Source organism: Chitinophaga rhizophila, assembly GCF_019492185.1.
GTDB lineage: Bacteria > Bacteroidota > Bacteroidia > Chitinophagales > Chitinophagaceae > Chitinophaga > Chitinophaga rhizophila.
Genome location: NZ_JAICCF010000001.1, coordinates 1,493,755 through 1,507,203 on the forward strand (window position 1 = coordinate 1,493,755; position 13,449 = coordinate 1,507,203).

Below are 13,449 nucleotides of genomic sequence, written 5' to 3' on the forward strand. Positions count from 1 at the left end.
TTGGTTGATAGTCTTAGTATAAGAGCTGTACAATGGATTTCCGGGTATTGTCCTGCAGGCTGTAAAAATCTACATTATAAGATGCCTTAAAGTAACTTACTACTATAGCTTCCTTCTGTCGTAGCCGCTCTTTTGCCTGTGCCTGTGATGAGCCGTTGACACTAGATCCTTCTGGAATACTGTTCACTATTCTGTCAAATCCGGCTTTCCCTTCAATGAGCATCATGGAAATCATTTCAACGAAGTCTTCGCTTTCATTTGACATGGCATATGCTGTAACAAAGCCATCTTTTCTGGCCTCACTATCCGCGATATTGTTCCAGTTTCCAGTGTAATACCCTGCGCAGATTTTCTTAAACTCAACAGGGTACATAACAGTCTGATGAAGAATATGTGCAAATTCATGTTCGATAACATGAAAGATCTGTTTAACAGTAGCGGTGTCACTTTTAGTGTATCCAGGCATCTCCTTGGTACGGAAATCATTGAGAAGATACATTACAACCTTACGGCCGCCTTCTGCTGTACCCAATGTGATGGTACCGTTATCGTTCCAGCTGGCGCTACCAGATAGGATAAAAAACTTAGGGCAATACTTTTTGAAGAACACCTCTCCGGCTGCCTTAATATAATTATCAATCCACACTTTCTTAATTGCTTTTATAGCCGGAATGACTACTTCTTCTTTTGGCGGCACCAATGTTTTTGTAACATCAAATTCAAACTGGTCCCATTTATATTTTACCTCAATGTTGTAGGGTACAGTCATAGTATCATGCAACCAGGCATCTAAAGATCCCGGTACCCAGGTATCGCCACCCAGGCCCGGGATGTCTTGCACACCACTGAGGTCATCCTCTTTTTGTGAACATGCAGCGAATGTCACTGCTGTCAGTATCAAGAAGAATATTTTTAAGCATTTCATATCTGTAAGTTCTTATGTGAATGGTTGAAAGTTATCTCGGATTCAAAGCAATACCTGAAGCGGTTGCGGATGAGGGAATCTGTAATACACGTCGCTTATCATCTGCTTCCAGTACAAGCGTCTCGCCCCTGTCAGTATAGTGGGTCACTACGGCCTTGTATCGTTGGATATCAAACCACCGGTGCCCTTCCTGTACAAACTCAGCACGTTTGAAGTCAAGGATGGTTTGCAGCAGCCCCGCCCTTGCATCTGATATATTATAGAAGTTCCTGATCTTCGATAATGTTACCCGATGGGTGGAGGCGTTATAATTATTGATACGTTTGCTGGCAAATAGATTCAGATCATTCAGCACCGCTGTATTATTACCCAGGTAAGCATTTGCTTCTGCCCTGTTGAACAATACTTCCTCGGTTGTGAATAATGGCACCATCACATAGGCATCGCCAATTGTGGCATTCACTGATGCCTTCACAAAATACTCTGTCAGCTTAGGCACGAAATAGTCTCTGGTTCCATAATAGTACAACGGATAAGCATAGGTCCCTCCTGTTACATTAGCTCCAAGTATCTGCAATTGCTTATTGTATGTAAGTCCATATCTGTATTGCGCCACATAGCGGCCATAGACTGACTGTGTTTCAACGAGCAGCAGGTTGGAAGTTTCTGTTGCCCTGGCATACGTATCCCAGATTGCGGCAGGGCTGAGCGTCTTATAGGTGGTATTCCATGGACGCATGTTGCTGGCGATATCATTGTTGGGGAATACCTGGCTGGCATACTCCAGCACCTTCTGATAATCCTTTTTAAACAGATAAAGCCTGGTGGCAAATGCATAAGCAGCCGCTCTGTTGAAATGGTAACGAGGTACGTCATAGTTCTCATCGCTGATCAGCTTTAACCCGTTTTCCAGGTCCTTCTCAATCATTTCATAGACATATTTCACGGTTTTACGCTCGTACTGCTTATTAACTACTGTCTCCGGCTCAGTTACGTACGGTATCCCCGGATCTGTAGCCGCTGTTTCTGCATCGTAAAACTTAGAGAAAAAGGTGACCAGCATAAAATGCGCATATGCTCTTGCTACCAACGCTTCTCCTTTTTGCGCTGTATACAGGTTTTTGTCCTTTGCTGCCTCACATGCTTTAAGCGCATTGTTAGCCGCTGCTATTGCAGCATAACAAGCCTGCCAGTATGCTTCCGGCGAATCTTGCTCTGTGGCAGAAACATCATTGAAGAAGTAAGGATCCAGGTTCGTACGTTCAATTACCCCTGCCCCTTTATCTTCAACATTATCAGTCATTGACTCTGCAAACACGATATAGTTGGCCTGTGGATAAGCAGTACCGAGCAACTGAGAAACCTTTTCAGGTGTATCCAGCTCTGTCCATGTGCTATCAGGGGATTTATCCAGATATTTGTTACATCCGGCCATGGATGTCAAACAGCATCCGATAACCAATACCCTTATAAAAAAAGTCTTCATAACCATTCTTATTAAAAGCCTACTTTCAGAGAAAGCGTAAATTGTTTTTGTATTGGCTGCGCCACGCCGCCTGTGTTAAAAAATTCAGGATCCTGTCCTCTCAGCTTTTTATCTGAATAGATCAGCCATGGGTTAATAGCTGCCCCTGTCAGTGATATGTTACTGAAAGCAGTTCGCCTCAATACGTTTGCAGGTACCATCCAGGTGAGTGACACAGTCTTCAGGCGGATCATGTCTCCTTTAGCTACCCGGGCTGTAGAGTAGTTGTAGTTATTATATGGGTAAGCGCCTCCAAGCATAACCTGTTCCAATCTATCCAGAATAGATGGTGTCTGCGTCTCCTTTTCATCACCCGGCATGATCCAGCGGTCATAAAATTCTTTTGGCATTGCGTCCAGGTCAGAGTAGGCGGTTTTAAATGCAGGATATAGCCTGATCTTATTACCCCACTGGTAAGTCACAAATACGTTCAGTGAAAGTCCCTTATAATGAAAGGTGTTGTTCAGACCTCCATTTACCGGAGGGTCTACAGGGCCCTGGTACACCAGGTTATTTGTATTCAGGTCCTGCAAAAACACATCTTTGCTGATGGCTCCATGCTGGTTAACAAACTGTGGCGCGCCCGTATGCGGATCAAGTCCTTTGTATTCAAGTGAAAACAATCCTCTGACAGGATAACCTTCTTTATTGCCACCTTCAGCTACAACCAGTTCAAAAATCCTGGGAATGTTCTTGGCATTAGTAATCTTATTGGTATTGTAACCAAAAGTAGCGCTGACCTTCCATCCCCAGTCTTTTCGTTTTATTACTTCACCGCCTAACAATACTTCTATACCTTTTGACTTCATATCTGCGTAGTTTGCAGCTTTCAGGGTCTCACCCCCAATACCAGATGTTTTAATGATGCTGATCAGGTCAAAGCTATTACGGCGATATGCATCTATGGAGAAGTTAATACGCCTGTTGAACAATGTACCATCCAGACCTATATTGGTGGTATACAGTTTCTCCCAGGTCAGATCATCATTCTGCAGGTGTGCAATTTTGATGACGGACTCCACTTCATCCAGATGTGTCCTCTTGCTATTGACAGTCTGGAATACAATGTTTGAATTGGTAGCTGGTCCCAGACTGGCAGTCAGACCATAACTTGCTCTTAAGGCCAGGTAATCCACCCATCCCAGATCCTGTACTGCAGGTTCTCTATCGATGTTCCATGATCCGGATACACTCCATGTAGGTAGCCAGCGGGCGGTTTTTGATCTACCCAGTCTGTTTGATCCATCATAGCGGGTAGTACCCGTCAGGTTATATTTACCATCCAAGGCGTAGGTAGCGGTAGCATAGAAAGCGGCGAAACGGTCGTAGTCCTTACTCATACCATAATAAGGGAAACTGCTTTCTATCGTCTGTTTCAGAATACGGTAGTCGGTAAACGGCACGCCACCATTGTTGTATTGATAGCCGTAACCAGTATTGGAAGCATTCTGACGATCTGCATATTTTACCTGCTGACCGATCATTGCGGTAATGCTATGACGCTGATTGATAGTAGTATTATAGTTCAGACTGTTCCTGAAATCGAAATTTATCAGTTGATCTTCTGTACGGTTATAGAAACCACCATAGGGCAGTACGATTACCGGCAATGCGTCAGGGTTAGCAGGATCCCGATACAGGAACTTGTTATTCTCTGCGATAGTAGCATTATCTGCGGCACGATAAGCGTTTGCCATGTTACTGTTTTCCGTAATCTGGTGTTCACGGGACGACTTTACATAGCGAAGTGCACCAACAAACTCGTATCGCAGGTTTTTGGCTATCTTCCAGGACAGATCACCTTGTAATCGCAGGTCCATCATACTAAGATTCAGATAATTATTAGCTGATTCGTTGATGATATTGAATGGTGCATAGTTTCTTCTGAAGTATTCGAGATTTCCGTCTTTATCATAAGCTGTAAGTGTACGGCTGGTGTTCAAGGCGTAACTGAAAGGGTTGATGTCAAAATCACGGTCATATTGTCCTTCCACAGGGTTGCTGGTACGTGTCAATGCACCAGGTGCACGTTGCTGACGGGCAGAACCCAATACGGAGAAACCGGTACTTACCTTCTCGGATAATTTATAGTTATTACGAAAGTTGAGTGTATACCGGCTCACCTTATCAGCTACGGTCCAACCATTATCATGGTAAAAGCTGGTAGAGAAATAAGATTGCCCTTTGTCATTACCAGAAGAAACACTCAGGGAATGTTCCTGGATAAAGCTTGTCTTGAACAGGATATCAAACCAGTCTGTATTGGCTGACGCATAACGAAGCAGGAAATTACGTTTTGCAGCAGGTGTGTTCTGCAGCGGGAAGTTCCCTTTATCGTCTGCATTCAGCATTTCGTACATCTTTCCATACACTCCGATATCACCGCGGGACAGTATATCAGAGGTAAGCATGCCTTTACGCTCCAGTTCTGCCAGTACTGACATCTGCTGAGCAGAGTTCATGATGTTGTAATTATCATAATTAGGCTTCAGCTGCGTACTGTAATTGCCACTGTAAGTCACAAGGGGTTTTACGCCTGCACGTCCCTTTTTCGTTGTGATCACTACTACCCCGTTCATGGCACGTGCGCCATATAATGCGGTAGCAGCAGCATCTTTAAGGATGTCAAAACTTTCAATATCATTCGGGTTGAGACCAGCTACTGCTGAACCAAGTAGTGTAGTAGGGTCTCCACTGGATAATTGATCATTAGAGATGTTTACGACATCTTCTAATACAACATTGTCAACCACCCAAAGTGGCTTGTTATCGCCATTAATGGATGTAGCGCCACGCACCCTGATCTTAGGAGCTGTACCAAATGTGCTTGAAACGTTTTGTATAGCAACACCTGCTACACGTCCTTCCAGCATCCGGCTTACATCCGCCATACCGTCAATTTTTGCCTCATCCATTTTTATACGGGCTGCAGCTCCTGAGAATTTACTCTTATCAATATCCTGAAAACCAGTCACCACTACTTCCTGCAGTTTGGTTGTCTTTTCTTTCAGCTGGATATTAATCACGCCATTCTTATAGGCAGCCACACTAACCTCCTGTTGTTCGTAGCCGGTAAAATTAAATATCAGTATTGCATCGGCCGGTACACCTTTCAGTTCAAAGTATCCTTTGTCATTGGTAGTGGTACCTCTTGCAGTTCCTTTCAGCACTACAGCAACGCCGGGCAGCGCTTCATTCCTTGGAGACATCACCGTGCCTTTTACATCCTGTAGCCGGGGAGCTACCTGACGGTTGTTTTGCGGAACGGAGAGGTCGTCCATTTTTTTTTCAACAGGCCGGATCACTACACGGTCATATACAACGGTATAGGAAAGTGAATGTGGTTTTAATAATTTTTTTAACAGATCACTTACTTTCTCATTGTGTGCTTTCACATCTACTTTATTGGCAACAATCGTTTTGTTGCCGGCGTAGATGAACGATACATCTGCCAGATTACCTATCTGGTCCAGTGCTTCTTTCAGCAACACATTTTTCAGTTCCAGAGAAATCTTTTTGTCGAGCGCATCCTGTATTCCTGACGCTGTTACAGGTATAGCAATGGTCTGTGCCAATAATACCAGTAGAGCAAGCATGATCAGGCGGAGGGATAGGGTTGCCTTTTTCAGCATTTCTTGTATAATTTGATTTTGGTTGTTCCGGAAAATAGCTTTCCCATTACCGGTCCTTGCGGGACCAGCACAATACAGCACCAGCTGCGGTGCAGTTCACGTTTTATCTTACTGAGTTAACTTGATAGGGTATAGTTAACCGGATGGCGTTATTTCCTGGGTCGTCATAAAGCGATTTAGTTTGGTTGTGTGCAATATCTATCTACATATAATAAGCTGGCTGGCATACGTCGGTATGCTCGTACATATTAAGGCGTCTGGCTTGGTTAACTGTTGGCAATGTGTCCTTTATTGACAGTTACCTCCGGCAATTGTATAGCCGTTTCCACTTTTATCCTTATTGATTTTGGCGTTCAGTGACACTGCAATCAAGTTGAGTGCCATCTCCAGGTCATGTGTAATGTTTACATCTCCGTAAAATGCACAATGCTGTATTCTCCTGTCTAGTCTGATCTCCGTGTTATAGTATCTCTGTAAATCGTTTACTACTTTTATAAGTTCTTCTCCATCATATACAAACCGTCCTTGTTGTCTCTGAGAATAAAACCATGCATCTTCAGTGGCATCGGACATTTCCAGCAGCTGAGTAGCCTTATTGTATACCGCTCTTTTATTGGCTGTTAAAATCAGTTTCTTACCTTCTGTATCTTTCCCATCCTGTGCAGCTACCTGTACCATTCCTGTCAGCACTACCACTTTTGCTTCGGCTGTACTTTTCACTTCCATATTAAAAGAAGTGCCAAGCACTTTAGTACTGATCAGTGATGAAGCTACAACGAAGGGATGTTTATCATCCTTTTCTACATTAAACAGGGCTTCACCTGTCAGGGTAACATTACGCGCCTTTTTACCATAATCATCAGCATATTGCAGTACAGTACCGGGCTCCAGGTGCACAACTGAACCATCCGGCAGCGTAAACGTCTTCCGCTGCTTCTCCGCTACCACCATTAGCTGCTTTACAGGTTTTCTGAACAGACTTACTATACCTACGCCTGCTGCCAGGATAATAATGGCTGCTGCTGCTACCTTCCAGCGACTGAACCACATACTCCTCACGATAGTTCCCTTCGGTACGCTGATACGCTGATGTATCCGTTCCAGGATACGTGCCGAATGTGCCTGCTCCAGTACCGGACCTTCAATTGGCAATTCAGCATAATAAGCCTCAGCGGCAACTTCCTGAAGATCTGTCAGATCATTTTCATTTAAATACTGCAGCAGCCAATCCCGATCCTCCTGTTTCCACTCTTTCTGATGCAACAGTTGCTTTAGGTATTCCTTCCTGTTCTGCACTATTTTAATGATTATTTACCCTAAATACGTGACTCTTCATATTATGGGTGGGTGCGTTTCCGATAATTATTACATATTCTTATTCTTAATGTGTCTTGCATGATAATGGTTGGTGATTAATATATATTTCCAATTGTATGACAGCCTTCATCACAGGTTCCCGATATCTGGCATGGTACAGCAGAACCGGCTGTCCGGTTTACGAACTAATTCTTTATGAACAGCAGCAACAGCAATACGTATTTGTGCTCCTTATTCTTCTGAATATATTCATTAATACGGGTCATCGCAATGGATAGATGTTCTTTTACTGTATTTCTGGAAATCTTCAGTTCATCAGCTACTTCATCGTATGTCTTGCCTTCAAGTTTGCATAAAGTCACAATCCTCTGTTTTTTAGAGGATAGCTGACCAATAGCTTCTTCCAACAGATGGTACTGTGCCTCGTAGGCAACCGGATTATCTTCCCACTCGCCGGCGTCAATGTTCAGATTGTATAATTCCTTGTGAAACGTATGTTCACGTAGCTTCTTTCTGACATAGTCCACCGAGAGATTGAAGCTGATTACGAATAACCAGCCGGCTACAGACTGATTAGCATTGATATCTTTCCGTTTTTCCCATAACCGGGCGTAAACTTCCTGCAAAATATCTTCTGTTGCAACGGGTTCTTTAACAAACTTGAAGATATTCCGGTATACTGCCTGGTGGTATTTCCAGTAAAGGGCATCAAAGGCTGTTACATCATCTTCCAGTAATTTAATAACTAACTCGGCATCTTGTGTATTCATATCACGTCGTTTATATAATTCGTCCAGCTGGGTACAAATTATACGGCAGTTTTAATGGCTCCGGGTTTTCATTACAATGATTTCTCCATCTTTTCGACTTATAAAATAGTAACAATTCTTTTTATTGTATAGCATTTTATAACAAAAAGTTAAATTAAAAGTATTTGGAATGTATTTACTATTGTGGAAAAGGAGAAAACAAAAAAGGCAAAAAACAGGAGCCCCACCTTTTATCAGGTGTTACTCCCGTTTTTTGCCCATAATGTCCTGCAAAGAGGAGATCTGCTATTGCTTAATAATCTTCCGTATTTCCGTTTCTTTACCGTTAAATATCTTAATCAAGTAGATACCAGCACCCACTTTCGACAGATCAATTCTCTCACCGTTCACAATACGCTTAGGCTGCAAGATTGTCTTACCATCCAGGGAGAATACTGTCACATACAGGTAACCTTCCTTCGTCGTCGCAGTAGTTCTTACTACCACTTCATTAACGAACGGATTTGGCATCACGTTGAGTGTAGCATTCAATTTGCTTTCAGCAGGTTCTGCGGTGGTCACCTTTTCAATATAAGGCAGTACTTCCTTCGTACGGGCTGCTGCGGCAGTTGATGGCCGTATTTCTACTGAAGATGTCCAGTCGTTCAGATTCAGTGGTGCGCCGTTTACGCTCAGGTTTACCAGGCAGGCAAAGTCGCCTCTGAACAGGTATACATCACCACCGAAATTGTCATGCTGATACAACAGCGCTTCATATCCATTCGCAACTTTCAGTGAAGAAATGTCATCATTGACTACTCCTCTTGCCTGTAACTGAGATAAGGTATAAGTACCAGTTCCTAACGTTACCGCATATCCACCGTAATCACAATCCTTATATACGGTTGCTGCTGCACCTGATGCAGAGGATACTGAACCTGTAATAGCATAACTGCCCAATGAACCATAGTTGGAATAACCGGTATTCAGCGGATTCAGATAACCGGTACCTGTTACGGCAACATAATAAGTGCCGGCTGCTACCGTAGCACTAATAGATGCTGATAACCCGGTTGGATTGCTGCTTGCTACCACCCCTCCACTGCTATTATATAATGTAGCAAGGATGTCGAGGTTTGCATGGCGCGTCGGAGTAGCAAAATTCAGACTAACGGCTCCTCCTGCTGTGGTAAATGAATAGAAATCCACATCTCCCGTGCGTTCGATCACACCGTTGGTGTTCACTGCGCCGCTGGTGCTGATGCTCAACAGGGCCGCAGTTCCGGTACTACCTCCTGCATCGTCTGTTCTGTAACCTACGCCATAAGTAGCACTGGCAATTTTTGCCAGGTCATCTTCTGTCTGGTTAGCACTTGCATATTCGCCTTTACTCCACTGTGAAACAGGTACATAATAACCTACTCCCATGATTGGTGCCCAGGTACCATGTCCTGCATAATAACCTTCTGATGGGGAGGTACGACCATCATGGCTAAGTCCGAAAGTATGTCCAACTTCATGAGAAGCTGCTTCTCCCGCACCTTTTACGCCACCGTTGAATACCCAGCAGGGTGTTTCATTACCCCAGTTAAATGAGCCTACATATGCTACACCACCAGCACCGGGTGCTGCTGTATTTGTAGGTGTCAGGATACAGCGCATCCTTCTGTTGGCAGGATAGGAATTGTAGACTGCTTCACTATTGGTAATATTCAGGTTGAACGGCCGGAAGTCTTCACTTACCAGTTCCCACACTTCCAGTTGTTGTGCTTCTGTGAGTGTAGTAGGTGCGGCATTGATAGGGTTACCACCATTCCACAGGGTACCTGATACATATTGCCCGTCAAAGTCCAGCAGTACCACCCCGTTTGCTCCGGGACGACTCTGCAGCTCTGGTAATGCCAATGCACCTGCATTGCCGGTTGCTACTCTTCCGGCTGTTTCCTCCGGCGCTTTATTATAGTCAATACATAACAGGGAGTCCAACGCTACCTCTTTTACGAAGGCAGTGCCGGTATTGTCTGTATAATATTTATAGCCTTTTTTGCTGTTACGCAGCACTATGTTACCTGTCACCTTGCCATCCTTTACCTGAAGGAAAAAAGAGGAACCTGGTGTATTTTCAATTTCACCAATCACAGATTCCATCGTTTTACCATCTGTGTGGCGGGTATTCACTTTACCAGTTAATACAATGCCAGGACCAACTTTCAGTTCGGCGGCACTTACAAGTCTTGCGTGTGGTTTTGCTGCCTGGGTACGGATATCCTGCAGAATGCCGGCAGGTGTACCAAGACGATAGGGTTCTTTCTGCTGTGCAGAAGCAACAGTAACTGCCAGTAATGCCATTGACGTACCAGCGATATATTTTAACATTTTGCTCATAGGGTAAACTGTTTAAAGTGTTGATAAAAGATGATGGTTATAATTTGGTAATACGGAACCAGTTAATGTTCCAACCGCCTGTCTGGGCAAAAATGCCGAAGTTGTAAGTGCCGGCATTAATCGTCACATTATGGGATACTGTGGTCCAGTTCTGCCATCCTCCGGTAGACGGAATGTCAACATAGCCCAGTACGTTAGCGCCTGCGTTTACATCAATTGACAAACGTCCACCGCTCGCACTGGCTACGCGGTATTCAACTCTGTAAGTACCGGTTGTAGGTATATTCACGGATGGATAAGCCATCCAGTCACCGGTTTCAATATAACCGACATTTGATCCTCCGCCGGCATCTGTAGTAGGTTCTACCTGTACCCCGGACATAGAGCTATAAGATTCGGCCTGAATAGTCGTGGAAAATCCGGGATTGTTCCCGCCTGAATTTTGGTATACGCGTACATAATCTACATACATTTTGGCCGGCAGTGCTCCATTGTTCACTGTAAATCCCGGCCAGTTACCGCCAATAGCAAAGTTCAGCAGGATGAAGAAATCCCTGTGAAACTCCTCTGTACCGCCAACATTACCTGCAATGTTGATAACATTAAATTGTACACCATCTACAAACCATTTAATGGTATTGGCGTCCCATTCGATACTGTAGACGTGATAGCCGGTTACTGCTACCGGCGTTGAACTGCCATAAGAAGCATAAGCACCATTACTGCCTGTCCAGTGTACAGTGCCATGTACATTTGGATCGGTGTTTACATGCTCCATAATATCTATCTCTCCACAGGAAGGCCATCCTACGGACGTAATATTACTACCGAGCATCCAGAATGCCGGCCATGATCCCTGGAAAGAAGGCATCGCAATGCGTGCTTCAATCTTTCCATATGTCCAGGATTTTCTGCCCTGGGTTTTCATGCGGGCAGAAGTGTAATTCATACCGCCGAAACTTTCCTGCTTAGCGGTGATCACCAGCTGACCATTTTCTATGGTCGCATTTTCGCGGCGATAATATTCAAGTTCATTGTTACCCCAGCCACCGGAACCGGTGCCGGTTTCAAATACCCAGTCAGGGCCTATACTGTTGGTAAATTCGTCCTGCCAGACCAGCTGCCAGTTTTGAGCTGATACCACACTTCCGGTAAGTGCCAGACCAGCGGTTAACATGAGGGACAGTTTTAATGATCGCATCATACGGGTTTTGATTTAAAATGGTTAATAAAAGGGAATTACTAATAAGGGAAACACATTTTGCCGGAAGCAGCAGGTCAGTTTATTTTTTTACAAATTTCTGGGTTACCTTCTTCCCGTCTTTGGTGTATACCAACAGGTATGTACCGGCAGGAAGTGCATCAACGCTGATACTGGTAATACCGCTTCTGGCATTCAGCACCTGTTTACCATTCAGATCAAAAATGGTGATGTTGCCTCCTGGTTGGTTTAAACTACCTCTCAGGTTGAGTGACGTAACAACAGGATTCGGGAAGAGTAATGGAGCCTTTTCAACTTCCTGATTGTCAAACAACTGATCCTTTACACTCGTAACTGCTGTCGTCGCACTCGCAGCAGCAGCCACTTTTGTAATGCGTATCCAGTTGATGTTCCAGCCGCCTGTCTGTGCATAGATACCCACGGAGTATGTACCTGCGTTGACATTTACTGTATGTGAAATAGTTGTCCAGTTCTGCCAGCCGCCCGTTGAGGGTACACTCAGGTACCCCAATACTGTCGCGCCGGAATTTAAGTCCAGTGACAACTGACCTCCCGCGCCCTGGCTGGCTATCCTGTATTCTACTTTATAAGCGCCGGAAGTAGGGAAGTTGATGTTTGCATAAGCCATCCAGTCTGCGGTTTCGATGTAGCCCACATTGGAACCACCACCAGCATCGGTACAAGGTTCTATTTGTACACCTGACATGGATGTATAATTTTCTGCCTGGATGAGGGTGCCCGGTGGCGGTGGATTCGTACCGCCGCGGTCAATTTTTACCTGATAGATAGCGCTCAGTAATGAATTAGCGCCTGTAGCATCCTGCGATAACTCCCACATCATTATACCACCTCCCTGGTCGTACGCCAGGTTAGTCTTACTTCTGATGGTAGGTAAACCATTATAATAATCACTACCAAAATAATCGGAATTAGGACTTGCTCCGTTGGCCAGCAAAGTGGCATAGCTATTCCAGGATGGACGAGCATAAAACGGTACGCCTAACACAGCTTTGGAAGCAGGTAGTCCCCTGCCCTTCCAGTAAGCCAGTGATTGTGAAGCATACGTATAAGTAGAATGTTCGTAATTATTGTAATCATAAGCCATGAGGTTAAGGAAATCAACTACGTTAAATACCCCGCTGAGGATGCTGGCACCACCTGTTCCTACTACTGCTGCGGTAAGCAGTTTGCCCTGCGCATGCAGCGCTGTAGACAATTGCTGCATCAGCAGTAAATAGTTATTGGCAGATGCCCCTGCATCGGGATATTCCCAGTCCATATCCACACCATCAAGACCGTACTGATTAACAAAGCTCATTACCGCATTAACGAAATTGGTGCGGTAAGTTGCATTTGCTGCAAGAGTTTCAAAAGCGCTGTCATCTCCGTTGTTCCATCCGCCAATAGCAATCAGTACCTTCACACCATTGGCATGACCACTGCTCACCAGACTGGATAACTTAGATGGATTCTCTATTGGTTGCAGCCCCCCGGTAGAGGTAGGCAAGGCAAAAGAGTAATTGATGTGCGTCAGCTTACTATACTGGATGGCGCTTACGCTGCCTGACCAGGAAGGCATATAGCCTACCACCTTAAACTGTGCGAAGATCTGCGCAGACAACAACAAACCTGCTGCAAACAGCAAACCTGCCTTTATCCATTTTTTTGCTTTCATGCTGTAATTTTTGAGGGAT

Annotated in this window: 8 protein-coding genes; all 8 read right to left on the reverse strand. The window is 44.5% G+C overall.

Annotated features, from left to right (window positions below):
- Positions 1 to 13: 13 nt before the first annotated feature.
- Positions 14 to 925, reverse strand: a complete 912-nt coding sequence (locus K1Y79_RS05560) for a zinc-binding metallopeptidase (protein WP_220249004.1) — start codon at positions 923 to 925, stop codon at positions 14 to 16.
- Positions 926 to 956: 31 nt separating this feature from the next.
- A complete protein-coding gene (locus K1Y79_RS05565; protein WP_220249005.1) occupies positions 957 to 2,411 on the reverse strand; it encodes a RagB/SusD family nutrient uptake outer membrane protein in 1,455 nt (484 codons plus the stop codon).
- 11 nt (positions 2,412 to 2,422) lie between these two features.
- Positions 2,423 to 6,082 carry a SusC/RagA family TonB-linked outer membrane protein gene (locus K1Y79_RS05570; protein ID WP_220249006.1) on the reverse strand — a complete coding sequence of 1,220 codons (3,660 nt, stop codon included), beginning with the start codon at positions 6,080 to 6,082 and terminating at the stop codon, positions 2,423 to 2,425.
- A gap of 288 nt (positions 6,083 to 6,370) precedes the next feature.
- A complete protein-coding gene (locus K1Y79_RS05575) occupies positions 6,371 to 7,378 on the reverse strand; it encodes a FecR family protein (protein WP_220249007.1) in 1,008 nt (335 codons plus the stop codon).
- A 206-nt stretch (positions 7,379 to 7,584) separates the two neighbouring features.
- A complete protein-coding gene (locus K1Y79_RS05580) occupies positions 7,585 to 8,169 on the reverse strand; it encodes an RNA polymerase sigma factor (RefSeq protein WP_220249008.1) in 585 nt (194 codons plus the stop codon).
- Positions 8,170 to 8,454: 285 nt separating this feature from the next.
- Positions 8,455 to 10,533, reverse strand: a complete 2,079-nt coding sequence (locus K1Y79_RS05585) for a T9SS type A sorting domain-containing protein (protein WP_220249009.1) — start codon at positions 10,531 to 10,533, stop codon at positions 8,455 to 8,457.
- Between the two features lie 37 nt (positions 10,534 to 10,570).
- Positions 10,571 to 11,737: a carbohydrate-binding protein gene (locus K1Y79_RS05590; protein ID WP_220249010.1), complete on the reverse strand. Its 1,167-nt coding sequence runs from the start codon at positions 11,735 to 11,737 to the stop codon at positions 10,571 to 10,573.
- 79 nt (positions 11,738 to 11,816) lie between these two features.
- On the reverse strand, positions 11,817 to 13,430 hold the full coding sequence (locus K1Y79_RS05595; protein ID WP_220249011.1) for a glycosyl hydrolase family 18 protein: 1,614 nt from the start codon (positions 13,428 to 13,430) through the stop codon (positions 11,817 to 11,819).
- Between the last annotated feature and the right edge of the window lie 19 nt (positions 13,431 to 13,449).